Here is a 22,205-nt window from a genome sequence, read left to right as displayed (position 1 = left end):
CACATGTCCGAACCGACCGGTGCCGCCCGCAGGCGCGGGCCCTTCAAGGTCGGGGACCAGGTTCAGCTGACCGACCCCAAGGGCCGCCACTACACGTTCACGCTCGAGGCCGGGAAGAACTTCCACACCCACAAGGGTTCCTTCCCGCACGACGAACTGATCGGTGCTCCCGAGGGCAGCGTTGTCCGCACCACCGGAAACGTCGCCTACCTCGCGCTGCGCCCCCTGCTCCCCGACTACGTCCTGTCCATGCCCCGCGGGGCAGCCGTCGTGTACCCGAAGGACGCGGGGCAGATCCTCGCCTTCGCCGACATCTTCCCCGGCGCGCGCGTCGTCGAGGCCGGCGTCGGCTCGGGCTCGCTCAGCAGCTTCCTGCTGCGCGCCATCGGCGACCAGGGCATGCTGCACAGCTACGAGCGCCGCGCCGACTTCGCCGAGATCGCCCAGGCGAACGTCGAGCGCTACTTCGGCGGCCCGCACCCCGCCTGGCAGCTCACCGTCGGCGACCTCCAGGACAACCTCTCCGACACCGACGTCGACCGCGTCATCCTCGACATGCTCGCCCCCTGGGAGTGCCTGGAGGCCGTCTCCAAGGCACTGGTCCCCGGCGGCATCCTCTGCTGCTACGTCGCGACCACCACCCAGCTCGCGCGGACCGTCGAGTCCATCCGGGAGATCGGCTGCTTCAACGAGCCCACCTCCTGGGAGACGATGATCCGCAACTGGCACATCGAGGGCCTGGCCGTCCGCCCGGACCACCGGATGATCGGCCACACCGGCTTCCTGCTCACCGCCCGCCGCCTCGCCGACGGCGTCGAGCCGCCCATGCGCCGCCGCCGCCCCGCGAAGGGCGCCTACGGCGAGGACTACGCGGGACCCAACGCCGACGGCGGCACCGCCCGCTGAGACGGTCCGGCACCTCACCCAACGCACAGGCGCCGTGGCGCAGTTCCCCGAGGAATCCCGGGAACTGCGCCACGGCGTCTCCGCGTTGCCGCCCGGGGTGAACCCGGACACGACGCCGTTGACCTGCCCCGCGGCACCCGTCGGCCGCCGCCCGCGCCGGCAGCGGCCCGCGACGGCTCCGGCCGGCTGACACGACGGCAGGAACGCAACCTTTCTGACTTCCCCGGTGGAGCCGGCGCACACCCCGCCGTTCCCTGGCGGTGTGACGTGTGGCACCATCTTGGCCACCCCACCGGCACAGCCCTCAGGAGACACTCCTAGTGCAGCCTTCCGCCGTCCCGGAGCTCGCCCACACCCACACCCGCCCCATCCACTGGCTCGCCACCGCCACGGCGGTCGCCGGTGTGGTGGCCCTCTCCTCGGTCCTCCAGCCCGGCGCGGCCACGGCCGCACAGCCGGCCGCCCCCGAGACCAAGAGCGCGCCGGCGCCCCTGGCCGCGCCCGACCCGGCCGCCGTGGAGTTCCCCCTCGAGTGCGGCCCGGTCGAGGCCGTGGTGCAGAAGAAGGCGACCGGGGACCTCGACGGCGACGGCAATCCCGAGACGGTGGCCGTGGTCCACTGCGACTCCCCGATGGGCACCCCGCCGGACGGCGTGTACGTGCTCACCCGGGGCGGCACCGGCGGCAAGCCGCGCGTGGTCGCCACGCTCCTCGATCCCAAGGACGGCACCACCGTCGGCGACTTCGCCGTGCGCGCCGGCGCCGTGACGGCCACGCTCCTCGGCTACTCGTCCCCGGACGTGCCGCGTTGCTGCCCCGACGAGAAGAGCGACGTGAAATGGCGTTGGCAGGACGGCACGTTCGTCAGCTCCACGCCGGCCGGTGCCCGCAGTGTGTGAAGCCCGTGTGGCACCGGTGTGTGAGATATCAGACAGTAGTCACGTAGCGTAGAGAACTGGTCACTGCGCGTCCGGTCCGTAGACCTCGGCCCTGTCCGAAACTCGCCGTACGTGGATGCACTCGCCCGGACACTCCTTCGCCGAGTCGATCACGTCCGTGAGAAGCGGCAGCGGGACGGGCGTTGTCGCGCCCTTGTCCTGGAGCAACTCGTCGTCGGGGCTCTTCACATAGGCCAGACCGTCGATGTCCAGCTCGAACACCTCGGGCGCGTACTGGGCGCAGATGCCGTCGCCGGTACACAGGTCCTGGTCGATCCAGACCTCCAGTGCCTCGCCCTCGACCCCGGCCTCCTGCTGCACGCTCATGTCTCCTGCCGTTTCATGCGTCGAGCCGTACCGGGAATCCGGCCAGCTCTGACGGGTGTTGAACGCTTCGACCGTACCTGAGGCTGGGTTCCAATCATGTTCGCTGGGTATTCCCCTGGCGTGAGGGAGAGCGCAAGGGTGAAGATCGGACACACCCCGACCGTCTTTGTGATCTAGGGGTTTCAATCGACACCCGCCCAGGTAGGGTCTGGAAGCGTCCAGCTCCCCTTGGAGGAGGTGAGGACCGTGGCAGCCCACGACGACGACATGAACCGCGGCATCCGCCCGGGACGCGGGTCCGACGACCCGGCCGGGCAGATCGCCTACCTTGAGCAGGAGATCGCCGTCCTGCGACGCAAGCTCGCCGACTCTCCGCGACACACGAGGATTCTCGAAGAGCGGATCGTCGAGCTGCAGACCAATCTGGCCGGCGTGTCCGCGCAGAACGAGCGACTCGCGAACACGCTCCGTGAGGCACGGGACCAGATCGTGGCCCTCAAGGAGGAAGTCGACCGGCTCGCGCAGCCGCCGGCCGGCTTCGGAGTCTTCCTGACGGCCAACGAGGACGGCACCGCCGACATCTTCACCGGCGGCCGCAAGCTCAGGGTGAACGTCAGCCCCAGCGTCGAGCTCGAAGAGCTCCGGCGCGGCCAGGAAGTCATGCTCAACGAAGCGCTCAACGTGGTCGAGGCCATGGAGTTCGAGCGCGTGGGTGACATCGTCACCCTCAAGGAGATCCTCGAGGACGGCGAGCGGGCCCTCGTGCTCGGGCACACCGACGAGGAGCGGGTGGTGCGGCTCGCCGAGCCGCTGCTGGACGTCACCATCCGCCCCGGCGACGCCCTGCTCCTGGAGCCCCGCTCCGGCTACGTCTACGAGGTCGTTCCCAAGAGCGAGGTCGAGGAACTCGTCCTCGAAGAGGTCCCCGACATCGGCTACGAGCAGATCGGTGGTCTCGGCGGCCAGATCGAGGCCATCCGGGACGCCGTCGAGCTCCCCTACCTCTACCCCGACCTGTTCAAGGAGCACGAACTGCGGCCGCCGAAGGGCGTCCTGCTGTACGGGCCCCCCGGCTGCGGCAAGACACTGATCGCCAAGGCGGTGGCCAACTCGCTGGCCAAGAAGGTCGCCGAGGTGACCGGCCAGGCCGCCGGCAAGAGCTTCTTTTTGAACATCAAGGGCCCCGAGCTGCTCAACAAGTACGTCGGTGAGACGGAGCGGCAGATCCGCCTCGTCTTCCAGCGGGCCCGTGAGAAGGCCAGCGAGGGCACCCCCGTCATCGTCTTCTTCGACGAGATGGAGTCCCTCTTCCGCACCCGCGGCTCCGGTGTCAGCTCGGACGTGGAGAACACCATCGTGCCGCAGCTCCTCGCCGAGATCGACGGTGTGGAGGGCCTGCAGAACGTGGTCGTGATCGGCGCCTCCAACCGCGAGGACATGATCGACCCGGCCATCCTGCGTCCCGGCCGGCTGGACGTGAAGATCAAGATCGAGCGTCCGGACGCCGAGGCGGCCAAGGACATCTTCGGCAAGTACCTCACCGAGCGCCTCCCGCTGCACTCCGACGACCTCGGGGAGCACGGCGGCGACAAGGGTGCCACGGTCCAGAACATGATCCAGACGGCCGTCGAGCACATGTACGCCGAATCCGAGGAGAACCGCTTCCTGGAGGTCACCTACGCCAATGGTGACAAGGAAGTCCTGTACTTCAAGGACTTCAATTCCGGCGCCATGATCGAGAACATCGTGGGCCGTGCCAAGAAGATGGCGATCAAGGACTTCCTCGAGAAGAACCAGAAGGGTCTGCGCGTCTCCCACCTCCTCCAGGCATGTGTGGACGAGTTCAAGGAGAACGAGGACCTGCCGAACACCACCAACCCCGACGACTGGGCCCGCATCTCCGGAAAGAAGGGCGAGCGGATCGTGTACATCCGTACGCTCATCACCGGAAAGCAGGGCGCGGACACCGGGCGCTCCATCGACACGGTGGCGAACACCGGTCAGTACCTGTAAAAGGCAGGGCGGCTGCGGGTGCCCGTCGCGGGTGCCCGCAGCCGACTGTTTTTCAGGCCACGGCTGGAGCAACGCAATGACGCAAATGATCTCCCCACCAGCGCAAAGGCGTTCTAGGCTCTTGCGTACCGCCGAGTCGCGCAGTGCGGGGACGGGCACCGCACACGCAACCGAGCGCCAGCGGTATCTGAGTGGCGCCCACGACCGAGGGTGCCGCCGGGCAAGGAGGGCCGCATGACCGTACGGCGAGTAATGGGCATCGAGACGGAGTACGGGATCTCCGTCCCCGGCCACCCCAACGCCAATGCCATGCTCACCTCGTCCCAGATCGTGAACGCCTACGCGGCGGCGATGCACCGGGCCCGCCGGGCCCGCTGGGACTTCGAGGAGGAGAACCCGCTGCGGGACGCGCGAGGCTTCGACCTCGCCCGCGAGGCCGCCGACTCCAGCCAGCTCACGGACGAGGACATCGGCCTGGCCAATGTGATCCTCACCAACGGTGCGCGGCTCTACGTCGACCACGCGCACCCCGAGTACAGCGCCCCCGAGGTGACCAATCCCCGGGACGCCGTCCTCTGGGACAAGGCCGGCGAGCGGATCATGGCCGAGGCCGCGGAACGGGCCGCGCAGCTCCCCGGTGCCCAGCCGATCCACCTGTACAAGAACAACACCGACAACAAGGGCGCGTCCTACGGCACGCACGAGAACTACCTGATGAAGCGGGAGACCCCCTTCTCGGACATCGTGCGCCATCTGACGCCGTTCTTCGTCTCCCGTCAGGTCTTCGCCGGAGCGGGCCGCGTCGGCATCGGCCAGGACGGGCACGAGCACGGTTTCCAGCTCAGCCAGCGGGCGGACTACTTCGAGGTCGAGGTCGGCCTGGAGACGACGCTCAAGCGCCCGATCATCAACACCCGCGACGAGCCGCACGCGGACGCCGAGAAGTACCGGCGCCTGCACGTGATCATCGGCGACGCGAACCTGTCGGAGATCTCGACCTATCTCAAGCTGGGCACGACCTCGCTGGTGCTGTCGATGATCGAGGACGGTTTCATCGCCGTCGACCTCGCCGTCGACCAGCCCGTCCGCACGCTCCACCAGGTCTCGCACGACCCCTCCCTGAAGCGACTGGTCACCCTGCGCAGCGGCCGCACCCTGACGGCGGTGCAGTTGCAGATGGAGTACTACGAGCTGGCGCGCAAGTACGTGGAGGAGCGGTTCGGGGCGGACGCCGACGAGCAGACCAAGGACGTCCTGTCCCGCTGGGAGGACACCCTCACCCGTCTGGAGCACGACCCGATGAGTCTGGCCGGCGAGCTGGACTGGGTCGCCAAGCGGGAGCTCATGGAGGGCTACCGCCGCCGCGACAGCCTCGACTGGGACGCGGCCCGGCTGCACCTGGTCGACCTCCAGTACGCCGACGTACGGTCCGACAAGGGCCTGTACAACCGTCTGGTGGCCCGCGGGCGCATGAAGCGGCTGCTGACCGAGGAGGACGTCGAGCGGGCCCGTACGGCGCCGCCGGAGGACACGCGCGCGTACTTCCGCGGGCGCTGCCTGGAGCAGTACGCGGACGACGTCGCGGCCGCCTCCTGGGACTCGGTGATCTTCGATCTGCCGGGCCGGGACTCGCTGCAGCGTGTCCCAACCCTGGAACCGCTTCGCGGAACGCGTAATCACGTCAAGGAGCTCCTGGACCGCTGCCGCACCGCGGAAGACCTGGTCAGGGTGCTTTCGGGAGGATGAGGCCGATCAGCGGGTACTCGGGTGGGGCCCGCCGGACAGGGTGGAAAATCCCTGGTCCGGGAATCATCGAGGTGGTCCCCGTACGTTGGAGCAACTGCGGGGCCATTGTCAGACCCGGCGAGTAGGGTCTGATCTTGACCGAGCAACTGTGTCGGGCGAACCGAGCGGGGTGAGGGATATGGCGACCAAGGACACCGGCGGCGGACAGCAGAAGGCCACCCGGTCCACCGAGGAGGTCGAGGAGCAGGCGGCGGAGACGCAGGCTTCCGAGGACCTCAAGGAGCGTCAGGAGAAGCTGAGCGACGACGTGGACTCGGTCCTGGACGAGATCGACGACGTCCTCGAGGAGAACGCCGAGGACTTCGTGCGGTCCTTCGTGCAAAAGGGTGGCCAGTAAGGCGCCTGTGCCTTCATGAATGGGGTGTGCGGGTGACGGACGGGCGGAGCGCGGAGCGCTGCGCGCGGGGCAGTGCGTGACGCGCTGTTCCCGTGTGCGGCGCTCCGGGCGTCGGTGGCGTCCCGAGCCCGGTGGCCCGCCGGCCGGACGCGGCGGGCAAGTGCGGCATCGCTCCGGCGGAGTTGGGTTCGCCGGGCATGTGGATCACCGCCGCAGGACGGGTAGGGTCCGTGGCATACCGTGCCCCCGGCCGCAACCGGACCGGGGTTGTTCCAAGGATCGGCCCGACGTCACAGGGCGGGCTGTCGCATACGTGGAAGGAATCGCGTGGAAGCCAACACTCGTAGCACCGGGCGTCTACCAGCTGCCTTCCTGACGCCAGGCTCCTCCTCCTTCATGGACTTCCTGTCCGAGCACCAGCCGGAGATGCTGCCGGGCAACCGGCAACTGCCCCCCACCCAGGGAGTCATCGAGGCACCGCACGGGACCACGATCGTCGCGGTGACGTTCCCCGGCGGCGTCGTCCTCGCCGGTGACCGGCGGGCCACCATGGGCAATGTCATCGCGCAGCGGGACATCGAGAAGGTCTTCCCCGCCGACGAGTACTCGGCGGTGGGCATCGCCGGCACGGCGGGTCTGGCCGTGGAGATGGTGAAGCTCTTCCAGCTGGAGCTGGAGCACTTCGAGAAGGTCGAGGGGGCGCAGCTGTCCCTGGAGGGCAAGGCCAACCGGCTCTCGACGATGATCCGCTCCAACCTGGGCATGGCCATGCAGGGACTGGCCGTCGTCCCGCTGTTCGCCGGGTACGACGTGGACCGGGAGAAGGGCCGGATCTTCTCCTACGACGTCACCGGCGGGCGCTCCGAGGAGCACGGCTACGCGGCCACCGGTTCCGGCTCGATCTTCGCGCGCGGCGCGATGAAGAAGCTCTACCGGGACGACCTGAGCGAGGACGAGGCCACGACGCTCGTGGTCCAGGCGCTCTACGACGCGGCAGACGACGACTCGGCGACCGGTGGTCCCGACGTCGCCCGCCGGATCTATCCCATCGTCACCGTGATCACCGAGGACGGCTTCCGCCGGCTCACCGAGGACGAGGCGTCGCAGATCGCGCGCTCGATCCTGGAGCGGCGGCTGGAGCAGCCGGACGGTCCGCGGGCCGCGCTGCTGTAGCGGCCGGCTGTCCTGACGAGGTGGTCCAGTGAATCGACGGAATCCTGAAGAGAGGGACGGATAACCGGTGTCGACGCCGTTCTATGTCTCACCCCAGCAGGCCATGGCCGACCGGGCGGAGTACGCCCGGAAGGGCATCGCCCGTGGTCGCAGCCTGGTCGTGCTGCAGTACGCCGACGGCATCGTGTTCGTCGGTGAGAACCCGTCCCGCGCGCTGCACAAGTTCAGCGAGATCTACGACCGGATCGGCTTCGCGGCCGCCGGCAAGTACAACGAGTACGAGAACCTGCGGATCGGCGGCGTGCGCTACGCCGACCTGCGGGGCTACACCTACGACCGGGGCGACGTGACGGCCCGGGGCCTGGCGAACGTGTACGCGCAGACGCTGGGCACGATCTTCTCCAGCGCGGCGGAGAAGCCGTACGAGGTGGAGCTGGTGGTCGCCGAGGTCGGGGAGACGCCCGACGGCGACCAGATCTACCGGCTGCCGCACGACGGGTCCATCGTGGACGAGCACGGCTCGGTCGCGGTGGGCGGCAACGCGGAGCAGATCAGCAGCTACCTGGACCAGCGTCACCGGGACGGCATGACGCTGGCGGAGGCGCTGAAGCTGGCGGTGCAGTCGCTGTCCCGCGACACCAACGGCAGCGAGCGGGAGATTCCCGCCGAGCGGCTGGAGGTGGCGGTGCTGGACCGGACGCGGCCGCAGAAGCGCAAGTTCAAGCGGATCAGCGGGCGCCAGCTGTCGCGGTTGCTGGAGGAGGCGGCCGGGGCGGGTGGTTCGGACACGGCGTCGAAGGACGCCGAGTAGTCGTACCTGGCAGCTGCGCACGGCATCGACGCCCCGGTCACGTTGTGGCCGGGGCGCGGTCGTGTGGGGGCGTGCGTGCCTGCGCGTGGCGCCGGGTGTGGGTCGGGGCCGTGCCGGGGGGTGTCCGTCCTCGGAACGGCGCGATGGGGTTGCGAACCGGCTCGCTGTTCGTTGACGCGCCAACCGCTGCGGGCGGACACCCCCCGGCACGACCCCTTCCGTGCGTCGGCGAGTGCGGGAGCGTGGTGGCTCGCCCAGCGGGTCGCGGGCCCGGCCGGCCTCCGCCGCAACGCCGGGCACGGCTACCGCGGCGGTGCCGTGGAGCCCCGTTCCACCAGCCGTACCGGGATGTCCCCGCTCTCGGGCTCGCGGTCCTCCAGGACCGCCAAGAGGGCCCGCATGCCGCGTTCCCCGAACAGTTCCGCGTCCAGGCGGACCGTCGTCAGCTCCGGGTCGATCGCCGTGGCCAGGGCCAGGTCGTCGAGGCCGGTGACCGACAGGTCGTCCGGGATGCGCAGGCCCAGGCGGCGGGCGGCCTTGTACACGCCCGCGGCCAGGAGGTCGTCGTCGCAGACCACCGCCGTGGGCCGGGGACCGGGGGCCGACAGCGCTGCCTCGGCCGCCGGTACCGCGCCCTCGATGGAGATCGGGGAGCGGGCCGTGGTGACCGACGTGCCCGGCACCCCGGACAGGCGGGCGGCCAGTTCCCGGGCCCGTACCTCGAACGTCCAGGACGGCACCTCCGCCGCGAGGTGCAGGACGCGGCGGTGGCCCAGGGACAGCAGGTGCTCGGCGACCTGGCGGACACCGTCGGCGATGTCCAGGTTCACCGTCGCCGCGCCGAGACTGCCCGCGGGGTCGCTGTCCAGCATGACCAGGGGGAGCGCCTCGCCGCGGATCGCGGTCAGGGCGTCGGCCGCCATGGAGGAGGCGAGGACGCCGTCCAGGGCCGCCTGCGCGGAGGCGAACGGGTCGCGGGCGGGGCCGATGCCCTCGGGGGAGGGGTAGAGGACCACGCCGAAGCCGTGCTCCGCGGCGACCCGGGCCGCGCCCGTGTACACGCCGGCGAAGAACTCCGTGGTGAGGGCGGGGACCACCAGCAGGACCGTGCGCGTGCGGCCCAGACGCAGGTTGCGGGCGGCCAGGTTCGGGCGGTAGCCCAGGTCGCGGGCGGCCTCGCGGACGCGTTCGGCGGTCGCCTGCGAGACCCGGCCGCGCCACTTGTCGCCGAGCACCAGGGAGACGGCCGCCTGGGAGACGCCGGCGGCCTGGGCGACGTCCCGGCTCGTGGGGCGTGTGCTGCCTCGTGCCACCGTCGGGCCGCTCCTTCGTCTGGACTCGTGAACAGCGGACATGGTACGTATGGAAACCGACGTTATACGTAAAACCTAGGGCGGGGACATGGCCACGGGATACCTGGAGATCCTTCGGGCGCGACACGCCGCCCGACTGCTCGTCGGCACGCTGGTCGGCCGGCTGCCCAACGCCACGGCCGCCATCGCGATCGTGCTCTTCGTCCGGGCGGAGGGCGGCACGTACAGCCTGGCCGGTGCGCTGGCCGCCGTGTACGGCGTCGCCAACGCCGTCGGGCAGCCCGTGCTCGGCCGGATCGTGGACCTGCGGGGGCAGCCCCGTGTACAGCTGCCCGCGGCCGTCCTGTCGGCCCTGGCCATGGCCGCCTTCGCCTTCTGGGGTATCGGCACGCTGCCCCTCGCCTACGCCGCCGTCGCGGCCGCCGGGCTCTTCACGCCGCCGCTGGAGGGCGGGCTGCGGGCGCTGTGGCCCTCCGTGCTGCGCCGGGAGGACCAGGTGCACACGGCGTACGCGATGGACGCCGTCGCCCAGGAGGTGATGTTCACCGTCGGGCCGCTGCTGGTGACGCTGTGCGTGTCCCTGTGGTCGGCCCAGGCCGCCCTGCTGGTGCTGAACGTCGTGGGAATCCTGGGGGCGCTGTCCGTCGTCGTGTCGCCGCCCTCGCGGGCCTGGCGGTCGGAGCCGCGCGAGGCCCACTGGCTCGGCGCGCTGCGCTCGGCGGGGCTGCTGGCCCTGCTGGCGGCCTTCCTGTTCATCGGGATGGCCCTGGGCTCCATCACGGTCGCCTCCGTGCCGTACGCCGACGCGCACGGCGGCGACGCCGTCTACGGCTGGCTGATGGCGGCCCTGGGGTTCGGGGCGCTGGTCGGCGGCGCCGTGTACGGGGCGCGGCAGTGGGCCGGTGAGCCCGCGCGGCGACTGCGTGTGCTGGTGGCGCTTCTGGTGGTGTGTTACCTGCCGCTGATGCTGATGCCGGACGCGGTGCCGATGGTGGCGCTGACGGCGCTCGCCGGGGTCTTCCTCGCGCCCGCCATCGCCTGCGCGTTCGTCCTGGTCGACCGGCACGCCCCGCGCGGCACGGTCACCGAGGCGTTCTCCTGGCTCGTGACCACCTTCACCGTGGGCCACTCGGTCGGAACGGGCGTCGCGGGGCCCGTCGTCGAGGCGGGCGGAGCGCAGTGGGGCTTCACCGTGCCGGCTGTCGCGGGTGGCGTGTCGCTGCTGGTTTTGGCGGCCACCGGAAGGGTAGTCGCAGCTCCCGGACGGGGAGCCGTCGTAGCGGCCGGTTCGGAAAATGATCCAAACCGTGCCGTCGAACCCCGTTTCAGTTCAGGGGATCGGGCGTAATGTTCCCTCATGGACCGCCGCATTTTCGGGCTGGAGAACGAGTACGGCGTCACGTGCACGTTCAGGGGACAGCGCCGCCTGTCTCCTGACGAGGTGGCGCGGTACCTCTTCCGCCGTGTCGTGTCATGGGGCCGCAGCAGCAATGTCTTTCTGCGAAACGGCGCCCGCCTCTATCTCGACGTGGGATCGCATCCGGAATACGCCACACCCGAATGTGACAACGTGATCGAACTGGTCACCCACGACAAAGCCGGCGAGCGCATTCTCGAAGGACTCCTGGTGGACGCCGAACGACGCCTGCACGAGGAGGGAATCGCGGGCGACGTCTACCTCTTCAAGAACAACACCGACTCGGCGGGCAACTCCTACGGATGCCACGAGAACTATCTCGTGGCGCGGCACGGGGAGTTCTCGCGTCTCGCGGACATCCTGATCCCGTTCCTGGTCACACGGCAGCTGCTGTGCGGTGCCGGCAAGGTGCTGCAGACGCCGCGCGGAGCCGTGTACTGCGTCAGCCAGCGGGCCGAGCACATCTGGGAGGGCGTCTCCTCGGCGACGACCCGCTCCCGGCCGATCATCAACACCCGCGACGAGCCGCACGCCGACGCCGAGCGCTACCGCCGCCTGCACGTCATCGTGGGCGACTCCAACATGTCCGAGACGACCATGCTGCTCAAGGTCGGCGCCACCGACCTGGTGCTGCGCATGATCGAGGCGGGCACGGTGATGCGGGACCTGACCCTGGAGAACCCCATCCGGGCCATCCGGGAGGTCAGCCACGACATCACCGGCCGCCGCAAGGTCCGCCTGGCCAGCGGACGCGAGGCCTCCGCCCTGGAGGTGCAGCGCGAGTACTACGAGAAGGCCGTGGACTTCTGCGAGCGCCGCGGCATCCGTACCGGCACCGTGGAGCAGGTCCTGGAGCTGTGGGGCCGTACCCTCGACGCGATCGAGAGCGAGGACCTCGACCGCATCGGCACCGAGATCGACTGGGTCATGAAGTACAAGCTCATCGAGCGGTACCGGGCCAAGAACAACATGACCATGTCGCACCCCCGGGTCGCGCAGATAGACCTCGCCTACCACGACATCCACCGCCGTCGTGGCCTGTACTACCTGCTGGAGAAGAAGGGGCAGGCGGCCCGCGTCTGCAACGACTTGAAGATCTTCGAGGGCAAGTCCGTTCCGCCGCAGACCACTCGGGCCCGGCTGCGCGGCGACTTCATCCGGCGGGCCCAGGAGCAGCGCCGGGACTTCACGGTCGACTGGGTGCACCTCAAGCTCAACGACCAGGCGCAGCGCACCGTGTTGTGCAAGGACCCGTTCCGGTCCGTGGACGACCGCGTGGAGAAGCTGATCGCCGGAATGTGAGCGGCCGCACCGGCGCGGAAAAATCGCCGGAACGCCACACGGGCGCCGTACGTTACCAGTGCGGCGCCCTGCTCACGCCGTAGAGTTGCGCGCACTTCCATCCACGAGATCAACCGATTACGAGGCCCCCACAGTGCGCCGACGCTCACTTCTCATCTCCGTGCCCGCAGGACTGGCCACGCTCGCCGCGTGCGGTGACGACAAGTCCGACTCGAGCAAGGCCAGCGACAGCCCGTCGCCCTCGGCGTCCGGCCCCTCCGCCGCTCCGGCGCCGAAGATCGTCGACGGCCCGCTGCCCGCGGTCACGGCCGGCGCCAAGTTCGACGAGAAGCCCACGGTCGCCAAGGGCACCGGCGAGCCGTCGAAGGACCTCGCGGTCAAGACCCTCATCGCCGGCGGCGGCAAGACCGTCGCGGAGAACGACTTCGTCGTCGCGAACTACCTGGGCCAGATCTGGAACACCGCCAAGGTCTTCGACAACTCCTACGACCGCAAGGCCCGCCTGGCCATCCAGCTCACCCAGGGCCAGATCATCGACGGCTGGCGGTACGCGCTGGCCGGCAAGAAGGCCGGCAGCCGCGTCGAGATGGCCGTCCCGCCGACCTGGGGCTACGGCACGCAGGGCAACCCGCAGGCGGGCATCAAGGGCACCGACACCCTGGTCTTCGTCGTCGACATCCAGGACACCTTCAACGCCACCAGCTCCGCCAAGGGCAAGGAGGTCCCGCAGCAGAACGCGGACCTGCCCAAGGTCGGCACCAACACCGACGGCAAGGCCCCCTCCATCGAGGTGCCCGAGAAGGCCGCGCCGAAGAAGCTCGTCGCCGAGTACGTCCTGGAGGGCGACGGCGAGGAGGTCGCCGCCGAGAACAGCGTCCTCGTGCAGTACAAGGGCGTGCTGTGGGACGGCGGCAAGGAGTTCGACTCCTCGTACGCCAACAAGCAGCTGGTGTCCTTCTCGCTGCAGCAGGTCGTCAAGGGCTGGGCGCAGGGCCTGACCGGCAAGAAGGTCGGCAGCCGGGTCCTCATCGTCATCCCGCCGGAGCTGGGCTACGGCGACAACCCGCCGCAGGGCAGCGGCATCAAGAAGGACTCCACGCTGGTCTTCTCGGTGGACATCCTCGCGAAGCTGTGAGGCGTAAGGGATGTAAGACTGTGCGTGTTCGCCTTTCCGCAGACAAGCAGGAGCAACAGACGTGAGCATCGACAAGCCCGAGATCGACTTCCCGGGCGGCGAGCCCCCGGCGGACCTCGAGATCAAGGACATCTGGGAGGGCGACGGCCCGGTCGCGCAGGCCGGCCAGACCGTCACCGTGCACTACGTCGGTGTCGCCTTCAGCACGGGCGAGGAGTTCGACGCCAGCTGGAACCGCGGCACCCCGTTCCGCTTCCCGCTGGGCGGCGGCCGGGTCATCAAGGGCTGGGACCAGGGCGTGCAGGGCATGAAGGTCGGCGGCCGCCGCCAGCTGACCATCCCCGCCCACCTCGCCTACGGCAACCAGAGCCCCACCCCGGCGATCAAGCCCGGCGAGACGCTGATCTTCGTGGTCGACCTGCTCGGGGTCTGAGCAAGGTCCGACAGACTCGATCACGCGGGGCCCATGCCTGCTCGGGCATGGGCCCTCGGCTTTTGCCGTACCACCCTGTGGCGGTACGGTCATCGCTCGTAAGCACCATAGGGAGGCGAAGCGCGTCGATGGCCATTGCCAAGGCCGAGCGGCTGATGAACCTGGCACTGTGTCTGCTCGGGACACGGCGGCCGCTCAGCAAGCGCGAGCTGCGTGACTCCATCGAGGCCTACGTCGAGGCCTTCGGGCCGGGCAACGGCGCGAGCGGCAGCGACGACTCCTTCAACCGCATGTTCGAGCGCGACAAGGACGACCTGCGCGAACTCGGACTGGTCATCGAGACCGTCGAGAACCTCGACGGCGAGGTCGGCTACCTGGCCCGCCGTGACAGCAACCGCCTCCCGCCCATCACCCTGGACGCCGAGGAGGCCGCCGCGCTGGGTTTGGCCGCCAAGGTGTGGCAGCAGGCCCGGCTCGCCGGCGCGGCCAGCGGGGCGCTGCAGAAACTCCGCGCGGCCGGGCTCCCGGAGGACGTCGACCCGTACGGGTCGCACGGCGCGCTGGAGCCGCGGATCCCGGTGCACGAGGCCGCGTTCGAACCGCTGATGCTGGCCTGCCGGGACCGCCGGCCCGTCGTCTTCGACTACCGCAAGGCCACGGCCGCCCGCCCCGAGCAGCGGCACGTGGAGCCGTGGGCGCTGGAGTGCTGGCGGGGCCACTGGTACCTGGCGGGCTGGGACCGCGACCGGGGTGCCGAGCGGGTCTTCCGGCTGTCCCGGATCACGGGCAAGGTCCGCTCCCGTGGCGGCCGCTACACCGCCGAGGTGCCGGACGTCGTCACGGTCCGGGAGACCGTCGCGGGCTGGGCCGGGGAGATCGCCGACCGCTCGGCCCGGATCCGGCTGCGCTCGGACGCGGGGTACCCCCTTCGGGCGAAGGCCACCTCCGTCCGGGAACTCGGGGACGGCTGGGACGAGTTGGAGATTCCGTACGGCCACGGGCTGGACGCCTGGCTGGTGGAGTTCGGGCCGGACGTGGTCGTCCTGGAACCCGCCGAGCTGCGGGCCGACGTGGTGGACCGGCTGCGGGCCGTGGCCAAGGGCTGAGGGGGAGCGGAGCAACAGTGGCAGGCAAACCGGTCAGGTCCGTGAACGCCATCGACCAGACCCGGCGGATGCTCTCCCTGGTGACGTATCTCAGGGAGCGCCCCGGGGCGCGGGTCGAGGACGTCGCACGCGCCTTCGGCATCACCGAGGACGAGCTGGTCTCCGACCTCGACGTGCTGCCCATGTGCGGCACGAGCTTCCGCGGCGGCGACCTCCTCGACATCGACACCGACGGCGAGCGCATCTGGTGGCACAACCCCGCCGCCCTCGCGGCGGAGGCCGCCGAGCCGCTCAGACTCGCCGCCGACGAGGCCACCGCCCTGCTCGTCGCCGCCCGGGCCGTGGCCACACTGCCCGGGCTGCGCGAGAGCGACCGGCAGGCGCTGTTGCGGGCGACGGCCAAGGTGGAGACCGCGGCCGGCGAAGCGGCGGGCGCCAGCTCGCGGCTGTCGGTGACCTTCGAGTCCGAGGGCGGCGTCTTCGCGGACGTCGACCGGGCGATCGCCGAGCGCCGCCGGCTGTGGATCCGCTACTACTCGCCCGCGCGCGACGAGGTCACCGAGCGGGAGATCGACCCCATCCGCCTGGTCAGCGTCGGGCACACCTACGTCGAGGCCTGGTGCCGCCGCTCCGAGGCGCGCCGGACGTTCCGCCTGGACCGGGTCGCCGAGATCAAGATCCTGGACGAGCCGTCGGCGCCGCCCGAGATAGAGCTGCGCGACCTGTCCGAGGCCCTGGTGCAGCCGGCGGCCGAGGATCCGGAGGTCGTCGTCGAGGTCGGGCCCGGCGGCCGTTGGGTCGCCGAGTACTACCCGCACGACAGTGCGGATGAGCTGGCGGACGGCGGGTTGCGTATCACTCTGCGGACGCCCGACCCGGCGTCGCTGCGCCGTCTGGCGCTGCGGCTCGGACGGGACGGCCGGATCGTCTCCCCGCCGGAGCTGGCCGACAGCGCCCGGCAGGCGGCCCGCGAGGCGCTGGCGGCGTACGACGGCATCGAGGCGGCCCACGCGGCCGGCACCGCCGGCACGGTGGCGACCGCCGCTGTGCCCGAGCCCCCGGAGCCGACCGAGCCGCCCGTGGCGCAGGCCGTCCCGGCGGTGCAGGCGGTTCCGGACGGGCCGGGCAGCGCGCGCGAGTGACCCGGGGCGCCGATGGCGCGGGCGGCCGGGCCGGCCGCCCGCGCGCGGTCCCGGAGGCGAACGACCCCAGGAAGAGGAGCGAGGGCTGTGACCGAGTCGGCGACGTCCGGTGTGCGGGGCATGACGGTGGAGTCCGCGTTCGCCGGGATGAGAAGCGTGTCCCCGGTGGTGTTCCGCGCCGGCTGCCCGGACTGCCGGGAGCGCTTCGAGCTCACCGCGAGCGCCCTGCGCCTGGCCATCGGCGCCACGAGCCGCACGACGTTCTACTCCTTCACCTGCCCGGCGTGCGGCGCGTCCGTCCGCAAGCCGGCGGGGGAGCGGATCGTGGAGCTGCTCACCGGCGGCGGCGTGCGGACGCTGCGGCTGCACTCCACGGTCTAGAGGGCCGGTCCGTCCGGCCCCGCGGGACGGTCTAGGCTCGGCGTCATGTTCTGGCCGATGTTCGCGATCGCTGTGGGTTTCGTGGGTCTCGCCGTGCTCGGGGTGCTCGCCGTGCGGGTGTTCGTGGAGGCACAGCGCCTGGGCAGGCAGGTCACAGACTCGGCGCGGCGTATCAGCCGGGCCGCCGAGGATCTGGAGCGGGCGACGGAGAGCGCGGCCCGGGCCGTGGACGCCCTCTGAGCCGCCGGGCGGGACGGCCCCCGAGTTGCGCTTTGAGCCGGTTCGCCCTGTCACCTCGGCGGTTCGGGCAGGTACGCTGCTGGTCGCGGCCCGGTTAACGAGGCACTGGTCGCGGACGGGAGTACGCACAGGGGTTGCAGAGGGATTGCCTCACGTTCACCCCCGGGCGTTACGATCGCTGTCGACACGATCGTTCGGACATGTGTCCGACCGGTCGGACAGCACCCCACACAGCCGCCTCGGTGAGAAGGTAAAGACTTATGTTCGGAAGGCTCGGAGCCCCCGAGATCATTCTCATCCTCGTCGTCATCATCCTGCTGTTCGGCGCGAAGAAGCTTCCGGACATGGCTCGGTCGCTCGGCAAGTCCGCCCGCATCCTCAAGAGCGAGGCCAAGGCGATGAAGGACGAGAACAAGTCGTCCACCACCCCGGCCGGCCCGCCGAACACCGACGAGCCCGCGCAGCGCACCATCCAGGCCGCTCCCGGCGACGTGACCAGCTCGCGCCCGGTCAACGAGCCCACGGACACGACCAAGCGCTGACGCAGGGCCGGTGACCTCCGGCCCGCCGCACGAGATGGGAACGTGGGTTGCTGAAGTCTGCCCGCAAGCAGGAGAGGGATCCCGAGGGGCGGATGCCCCTCGCGGAGCACCTCCGCGAGCTCCGCAACCGGCTCGCCAAGGCGATCCTGGCGATCGTCGTCGTCACGGTCTTCGCCGCCTTCTTCTACAACGACATCATCAACCTGATCACCAAGCCGATCCTCGACTCGGTCGGCTGTGACAAGACCTTCGCGGAACTGGCCAGGTCGGAGACGGGCACCAAGCCCTGTGCGCAGATCACCATCAACGGTCTGCTCACCCCCTTCACGCTGGCCCTGAAGGTGTCGCTGATGGCCGGCGTCGTCCTGGCCTCGCCGATCTGGCTGTACCAGCTGTGGGCCTTCGTCGCGCCCGGACTGCACCGGCACGAGAAGAAGTACGCCTACGCCTTCGTCGGCACGGGTGCCCCGCTGTTCCTCGTCGGTGCCTACTTCGCGTACACGGTCCTGCCCACCACCGCGAAGGTGCTGCTGGAGTTCACACCGGGCGGCACGTCCAACCTGCTGCCGCTGGACGACCTGCTCGACCTCGTCCTGCGGATGGTGCTCGTCTTCGGCCTCTCCTTCGAACTGCCGCTGCTGCTGGTCATGCTCAATCTCACCGGGGTGCTCACCGGCAAGCGCATGTTCGGCTGGTGGCGCGGCATGATCATGGGCATCACGGTCTTCGCGGCCATCGCCACGCCCAGCACCGACCCGCTGACCATGCTGGCGCTGGCGGCGCCGATCTGGATCCTGTACTTCGCGGCCGTCGCCTTCTCCCTGCTGAACGACCGCCGCCGCAGCCGCCGCGAGGCCCTCGGCCCCGCCGACGACGAGGCCTCCGAGCTGGACCTCACCCCCGAGGACATCGGCGAGATCGAGCCCGTGACCACCAGCCGCGCCGCCCTGCCCGAGCAGGCGAGCGCGGACCGGTCGGAACGGGTCAACGGTTATGACGACGTGACCTGAGGAAGGGCGGGCAGCTCATAAGGTCACTTCCGTGACCAGCGAGATCACCCTCTTCGTCAACCCCACCGCGGGCCGCGGCCGGGGCGCCCGCGCGGCGCAGCCGGCCGCTTCCGCGTTGAGGGCGGCCGGCTTCTCGGTGCGCACCGTGCTCGGCGTGGACGCCGACGACGCCCTCGCCCGCGCGCGAGCCGCCGTCGAGGGCGGTACCGGGGCGCTGATCGCCGTCGGCGGCGACGGCATGGCCCACCTCGCCCTGCGGGCCGTCGCGGGCACGCGCACCCCGCTCGGCCTGGTCGCCGTCGGCACCGGCAACGACTTCGCCCGGTCCCTCGGACTGCCCGTGCGCCGGCCGGACGCCGCGGGCCGCATGATCGCCGACGCCCTCAAGTGCGACCGGATCCGGGACATCGACCTCGGCCGGGTGGGCGACCGCTGGTTCGGCACGGTCCTGGCCTCCGGCTTCGATTCCCGCGTCAACGACCGGGGCAACCGCATGCGCCGGCCCGCCGGCCGCCTCAAGTACGACCTGGCGATGGTCGCCGAACTGGCCGCCTTCCGGCCCCTGCCGTACCGCATCCGGCTCGACGACGGCGAGGTGCGCGAGAACCAGGCCACCCTCGTGGCCGTCGGCAACGGCTCCTCCTACGGCGGCGGCATGCGGATCTGCCCAGGAGCCGACCTGACCGACGGGCTGTTCGACATCACGGTGGTCGGGGACTGCAGCCGCAGGACGCTGCTGCGCGTGTTCCCGGGGGTGTACCGGGGAACGCACGTCGACCACCCGAAGGTGGCGGTGCTGCGGGCGGCGCGCGTCGAGCTCGCCGCCCAGGACGTCACCGGCTACGCCGACGGGGAGCCGCTGGGTCCCCTGCCGCTGACCGCGCGCTGCGTACGCGGGGGCGTGCGGGTCGTCGGCCCCTAGGGGCCGGCACCCCTGAGCTGCTGCGATCCGCGGTTTCACAGGAACGGATCCGGATAATGATCGTCCTGTTGTCAGTGCGGCCCGGTACGCTCGAAAGCACGATGACAGAGGACCTCTCACCGGCCGAGCGGTACGCGGCAGCCCGCAAGCGCGCTGCCGAGCAGGCCACCGCGCTCGCCTCCTTCCGCGAGATGTACGACTTCGGCCTCGACCCCTTCCAGATCGAGGCCTGCCAGGCGCTCGAGGCGGGGAAGGGCGTGCTGGTGGCCGCGCCCACCGGATCCGGCAAGACGATCGTCGGCGAGTTCGCCGTGCACCTCGCCCTCGGACAGGGCAAGAAGTGCTTCTACACGACACCCATCAAGGCGCTGTCGAACCAGAAGTACGCCGACCTGTGCCGCCGCTACGGCACGGACAAGGTGGGCCTGCTCACCGGCGACAACAGCGTCAACTCCGACGCCCCGGTGGTCGTGATGACCACCGAGGTGCTGCGGAACATGCTGTACGCCGGTTCCCAGACCCTCCTGGGCCTCGGCTACGTGGTCATGGACGAGGTGCACTACCTCTCCGACCGGTTCCGGGGCGCCGTGTGGGAAGAGGTGATCATCCACCTGCCCGAGTCGGTCACGCTGGTCTCCCTCTCGGCGACCGTGTCGAACGCCGAGGAGTTCGGCGACTGGCTCGACACGGTCCGCGGTGACACCGAGGTGATCGTCTCCGAGCACCGGCCCGTGCCGCTGTTCCAGCACGTGCTGGCCGGACGGCGGATGTACGACCTGTTCGAGGAGGCGGAGTGCCACAAGAAGGCCGTCAACCCCGACCTCACGCGCATGGCGCGCATGGAGGCGAGCCGGCCGTCGTACCAGGACCGCCGGCGCGGCCGGCTGCGCGAGGCGGACCGCGAGCGCGAGCGCAGACAGCGCTCCCGCGTGTGGACGCCGAGCCGGCCCGAGGTCATCGAGCGGCTCGACGCCGAAGGGCTGCTGCCCGCCATCACCTTCATCTTCAGCCGCGCCGCCTGCGAGGCCGCCGTCCAGCAGTGCCTGTACGCGGGCCTCCGGCTGAACGACGAGGAGGCGCGCGAGCGGGTCCGCTCCCTCGTCGAGGAGCGCACGGCGTCCATCCCCCGCGAGGACCTGCACGTCCTGGGCTACTACGAGTGGCTGGAGGGCCTGGAGCGCGGCATCGCCGCCCACCACGCGGGCATGCTGCCGACGTTCAAGGAGGTCGTCGAGGAGCTGTTCGTGCGCGGCCTGGTCAAGGCCGTGTTCGCGACCGAGACCCTCGCCCTCGGCATCAACATGCCCGCCCGCTCGGTGGTGCTGGAGAAGCTCGTCAAGTGGAACGGTGAGCAGCACGCGGACATCACCCCGGGCGAGTTCACCCAGCTGACGGGCCGTGCCGGGCGGCGCGGCATCGATGTCGAGGGCCACGCGGTGGTGCTGTGGCAGCGCGGCATGAACCCCGAGCACCTGGCCGGTCTGGCGGGCACGCGCACGTACCCGCTGCGCTCCAGCTTCAAGCCGTCGTACAACATGGCGGTCAACCTGGTCGAGCAGTTCGGCCGGCACCGCTCGCGGGAGCTGCTGGAGACGTCCTTCGCGCAGTTCCAGGCCGACAAGTCGGTCGTCGGGATCTCGCGGCAGGTACAGCGCAACGAGGAGGGCCTGGAGGGCTACAAGGCCTCCATGACCTGCCACCTCGGCGACTTCGAGGAGTACGCGCGGCTGCGCCGCGAACTGAAGGACCGGGAGAACGAGCTGGCCCGTCAGGGTGCCCAGCAGCGGCGCGCGGAGGCCGCCGTCGCACTGGAGAAGCTGAAGCCCGGTGACGTCATCCACGTGCCCACCGGCAAGTACGCGGGCCTGGCGCTGGTGCTGGACCCGGGCCTGCCCGCGGGCCGTTCGAACGGCCACCGCGGCTTCGACCACCACGACGGGCCGCGCCCGCTGGTGCTGACCGCCGAGCGGCAGGTGAAGCGGCTGGCGTCGATGGACTTCCCGGTGCCGGTCGAGCCGCTGGAGCGGATGCGGATCCCGAAGTCCTTCAACCCCCGCTCGCCGCAGTCCCGCCGGGACCTCGCCTCGGCGCTGCGCACCAAGGCCGGGCACATCCCGGCCGACCGGCACCGCAAGCGGCGCTCCCAGGCGGCCGACGACCGTGAGATCGCCCGGCTGCGGACCGCGCTGCGCGCGCACCCGTGCCACGGGTGCAACGACCGTGAGGACCACGCGCGCTGGGCCGAGCGGTACCACCGGCTGCTGCGGGACACCTCGCAGCTGGAGCGGCGGATCGAGGGCCGGACGAACACGATCGCCCGGACGTTCGACCGTATCGTCGCGCTGCTGACCGAGCTGGACTACCTGCGCGGCGACGAGGTCACCGAGCACGGCAAGCGGCTCGCGCGGCTCTACGGCGAGCTGGACCTGCTCGCGAGCGAGTGTCTGCGCGAGGGCGTCTGGGAAGGGCTCGGCCCGGCCGAACTGGCCGGGTGCGTCTCGGCGTTGGTGTACGAGTCGCGCGTCGCGGACGACGCGATGGCGCCGAAGCTGCCGACCGGCAAGGCCAAGGCCGCGCTGGGCGAGATGGTGCGGATCTGGGGCCGGCTGGACGCGCTGGAGGAGGAGTTCCGGATCACGCAGACCGAAGGGGTCGGGCAGCGGGAGCCCGATCTCGGGTTCGCCTGGGCGGCGTACACGTGGGCCTCCGGGAAGGGGCTCGACGAGGTGCTGCGCGAGGCGGAGATGCCGGCGGGCGACTTCGTACGCTGGTGCAAGCAGGTCATCGACGTGCTGGGGCAGATCGCGGCGGCCGCTCCGCAGGGGTCGTCCGTGGTGAAGAACGCGCGCAAGGCCGTCGACCTGTTGCTGCGGGGCGTCGTCGCCTACTCGTCGGTGGGGTGACCGCACCCGCCTCGTACTGAAGCCCATTCACCCGTCACGGTGAGTGGG

The 22,205-nt window shown here is 70.6% G+C and carries 21 protein-coding genes; 19 read left to right on the top strand and 2 right to left on the bottom strand.

What is annotated here, in order from left to right:
- Positions 1-3: 3 nt before the first annotated feature.
- Positions 4-906: a tRNA (adenine-N1)-methyltransferase gene (locus ACPXCS_RS15810; protein WP_031114607.1), complete on the top strand. Its 903-nt coding sequence runs from the start codon at positions 4-6 to the stop codon at positions 904-906.
- 320 nt (positions 907-1,226) lie between these two features.
- Positions 1,227-1,805 (top strand): hypothetical protein, encoded by a 579-nt coding sequence (locus ACPXCS_RS15805; RefSeq protein WP_425949861.1) that lies wholly within the window; start codon positions 1,227-1,229, stop codon positions 1,803-1,805.
- Positions 1,806-1,865: 60 nt separating this feature from the next.
- On the opposite strand, the gene ACPXCS_RS15800 is transcribed toward ACPXCS_RS15805, so the two are convergent.
- On the bottom strand, positions 1,866-2,171 hold the full coding sequence (locus tag ACPXCS_RS15800; protein WP_425949859.1) for a ferredoxin: 306 nt from the start codon (positions 2,169-2,171) through the stop codon (positions 1,866-1,868).
- Between the two features lie 246 nt (positions 2,172-2,417).
- Here ACPXCS_RS15800 and arc point away from each other — a divergent pair, with 246 nt between their 5' ends.
- The 5 genes from arc to prcA all read left to right on the top strand — a co-directional run bounded on the left by arc (position 2,418) and on the right by prcA (position 8,311).
- Positions 2,418-4,184: a proteasome ATPase gene (gene arc, locus ACPXCS_RS15795; RefSeq protein WP_094055291.1), complete on the top strand. Its 1,767-nt coding sequence runs from the start codon at positions 2,418-2,420 to the stop codon at positions 4,182-4,184.
- Positions 4,185-4,418: 234 nt separating this feature from the next.
- Positions 4,419-5,930 (top strand): depupylase/deamidase Dop, encoded by a 1,512-nt coding sequence (gene dop, locus ACPXCS_RS15790; protein WP_425949857.1) that lies wholly within the window; start codon positions 4,419-4,421, stop codon positions 5,928-5,930.
- A 178-nt stretch (positions 5,931-6,108) separates the two neighbouring features.
- Entirely contained in the window at positions 6,109-6,327 is a 219-nt protein-coding gene (locus tag ACPXCS_RS15785) for a ubiquitin-like protein Pup (protein ID WP_019757212.1), read from the top strand.
- Between the two features lie 327 nt (positions 6,328-6,654).
- Positions 6,655-7,500 carry a proteasome subunit beta gene (gene prcB / locus ACPXCS_RS15780; RefSeq protein WP_311684121.1) on the top strand — a complete coding sequence of 282 codons (846 nt, stop codon included), beginning with the start codon at positions 6,655-6,657 and terminating at the stop codon, positions 7,498-7,500.
- A gap of 67 nt (positions 7,501-7,567) precedes the next feature.
- Positions 7,568-8,311, top strand: a complete 744-nt coding sequence (gene prcA, locus ACPXCS_RS15775) for a proteasome subunit alpha (RefSeq protein WP_392119852.1) — start codon at positions 7,568-7,570, stop codon at positions 8,309-8,311.
- 302 nt (positions 8,312-8,613) lie between these two features.
- On the opposite strand, the gene ACPXCS_RS15770 is transcribed toward prcA, so the two are convergent.
- The gene (locus ACPXCS_RS15770; RefSeq protein WP_425949854.1) at positions 8,614-9,666 is read right to left on the bottom strand and encodes a LacI family DNA-binding transcriptional regulator; all 1,053 of its coding nucleotides are present in this window, start codon (positions 9,664-9,666) and stop codon (positions 8,614-8,616) included.
- Positions 9,667-9,712: 46 nt separating this feature from the next.
- Here ACPXCS_RS15770 and ACPXCS_RS15765 point away from each other — a divergent pair, with 46 nt between their 5' ends.
- The 12 genes from ACPXCS_RS15765 to ACPXCS_RS15710 all read left to right on the top strand — a co-directional run bounded on the left by ACPXCS_RS15765 (position 9,713) and on the right by ACPXCS_RS15710 (position 22,157).
- Positions 9,713-10,972: an MFS transporter gene (locus ACPXCS_RS15765; protein WP_425949852.1), complete on the top strand. Its 1,260-nt coding sequence runs from the start codon at positions 9,713-9,715 to the stop codon at positions 10,970-10,972.
- Positions 10,973-10,981: 9 nt separating this feature from the next.
- Entirely contained in the window at positions 10,982-12,343 is a 1,362-nt protein-coding gene (gene pafA, locus ACPXCS_RS15760) for a Pup--protein ligase (protein WP_425949851.1), read from the top strand.
- 133 nt (positions 12,344-12,476) lie between these two features.
- Positions 12,477-13,478: an FKBP-type peptidyl-prolyl cis-trans isomerase gene (locus ACPXCS_RS15755; RefSeq protein ID WP_425949849.1), complete on the top strand. Its 1,002-nt coding sequence runs from the start codon at positions 12,477-12,479 to the stop codon at positions 13,476-13,478.
- A gap of 61 nt (positions 13,479-13,539) precedes the next feature.
- A complete protein-coding gene (locus tag ACPXCS_RS15750; RefSeq protein WP_019754140.1) occupies positions 13,540-13,911 on the top strand; it encodes an FKBP-type peptidyl-prolyl cis-trans isomerase in 372 nt (123 codons plus the stop codon).
- 128 nt (positions 13,912-14,039) lie between these two features.
- Positions 14,040-15,017: a helix-turn-helix transcriptional regulator gene (locus tag ACPXCS_RS15745; protein ID WP_425949847.1), complete on the top strand. Its 978-nt coding sequence runs from the start codon at positions 14,040-14,042 to the stop codon at positions 15,015-15,017.
- Between the two features lie 17 nt (positions 15,018-15,034).
- Entirely contained in the window at positions 15,035-16,159 is a 1,125-nt protein-coding gene (locus tag ACPXCS_RS15740) for a helix-turn-helix transcriptional regulator (RefSeq protein WP_425949845.1), read from the top strand.
- An 87-nt stretch (positions 16,160-16,246) separates the two neighbouring features.
- Positions 16,247-16,540 carry a hypothetical protein gene (locus ACPXCS_RS15735; RefSeq protein WP_425949844.1) on the top strand — a complete coding sequence of 98 codons (294 nt, stop codon included), beginning with the start codon at positions 16,247-16,249 and terminating at the stop codon, positions 16,538-16,540.
- Between the two features lie 45 nt (positions 16,541-16,585).
- Positions 16,586-16,780 (top strand): hypothetical protein, encoded by a 195-nt coding sequence (locus ACPXCS_RS15730; protein ID WP_311684139.1) that lies wholly within the window; start codon positions 16,586-16,588, stop codon positions 16,778-16,780.
- A 260-nt stretch (positions 16,781-17,040) separates the two neighbouring features.
- Positions 17,041-17,322 (top strand): Sec-independent protein translocase subunit TatA, encoded by a 282-nt coding sequence (tatA, locus tag ACPXCS_RS15725; RefSeq protein WP_351365575.1) that lies wholly within the window; start codon positions 17,041-17,043, stop codon positions 17,320-17,322.
- 47 nt (positions 17,323-17,369) lie between these two features.
- On the top strand, positions 17,370-18,332 hold the full coding sequence (tatC, locus tag ACPXCS_RS15720; protein ID WP_425949842.1) for a twin-arginine translocase subunit TatC: 963 nt from the start codon (positions 17,370-17,372) through the stop codon (positions 18,330-18,332).
- A 31-nt stretch (positions 18,333-18,363) separates the two neighbouring features.
- The gene (locus ACPXCS_RS15715; protein ID WP_425949841.1) at positions 18,364-19,254 is read left to right on the top strand and encodes a diacylglycerol kinase; all 891 of its coding nucleotides are present in this window, start codon (positions 18,364-18,366) and stop codon (positions 19,252-19,254) included.
- 56 nt (positions 19,255-19,310) lie between these two features.
- Positions 19,311-22,157: a DEAD/DEAH box helicase gene (locus tag ACPXCS_RS15710; protein ID WP_425949839.1), complete on the top strand. Its 2,847-nt coding sequence runs from the start codon at positions 19,311-19,313 to the stop codon at positions 22,155-22,157.
- The last annotated feature ends 48 nt before the right edge of the window (positions 22,158-22,205 follow it).

This window comes from Streptomyces sp. DT190, from assembly GCF_049846985.1.
Classification (GTDB): Bacteria; Actinomycetota; Actinomycetes; order Streptomycetales; family Streptomycetaceae; genus Streptomyces.
This window is presented reverse-complemented; position numbering and strand designations above follow the sequence as displayed.

Excerpts from the sequence above, each read along its gene's own strand:
- ACPXCS_RS15745 (WP_425949847.1), top strand. The coding sequence starts at position 14,040 with ATGGCCATTGCCAAGGCCGAGCGGCTGATGAACCTGGCACTGTGTCTG.
- ACPXCS_RS15765 (WP_425949852.1), top strand. The coding sequence starts at position 9,713 with ATGGCCACGGGATACCTGGAGATCCTTCGGGCGCGACACGCCGCCCGA.
- dop (WP_425949857.1), top strand. The coding sequence starts at position 4,419 with ATGACCGTACGGCGAGTAATGGGCATCGAGACGGAGTACGGGATCTCC.
- pafA (WP_425949851.1), top strand. The coding sequence starts at position 10,982 with ATGGACCGCCGCATTTTCGGGCTGGAGAACGAGTACGGCGTCACGTGC.
- ACPXCS_RS15785 (WP_019757212.1), top strand. The coding sequence starts at position 6,109 with ATGGCGACCAAGGACACCGGCGGCGGACAGCAGAAGGCCACCCGGTCC.
- ACPXCS_RS15730 (WP_311684139.1), top strand. The coding sequence starts at position 16,586 with ATGTTCTGGCCGATGTTCGCGATCGCTGTGGGTTTCGTGGGTCTCGCC.
- ACPXCS_RS15810 (WP_031114607.1), top strand. The coding sequence starts at position 4 with ATGTCCGAACCGACCGGTGCCGCCCGCAGGCGCGGGCCCTTCAAGGTC.
- ACPXCS_RS15710 (WP_425949839.1), top strand. The coding sequence starts at position 19,311 with ATGATCGTCCTGTTGTCAGTGCGGCCCGGTACGCTCGAAAGCACGATG.
- ACPXCS_RS15800 (WP_425949859.1), bottom strand. The coding sequence starts at position 2,171 with ATGAGCGTGCAGCAGGAGGCCGGGGTCGAGGGCGAGGCACTGGAGGTC.
- ACPXCS_RS15770 (WP_425949854.1), bottom strand. The coding sequence starts at position 9,666 with ATGTCCGCTGTTCACGAGTCCAGACGAAGGAGCGGCCCGACGGTGGCA.
- tatA (WP_351365575.1), top strand. The coding sequence starts at position 17,041 with ATGTTCGGAAGGCTCGGAGCCCCCGAGATCATTCTCATCCTCGTCGTC.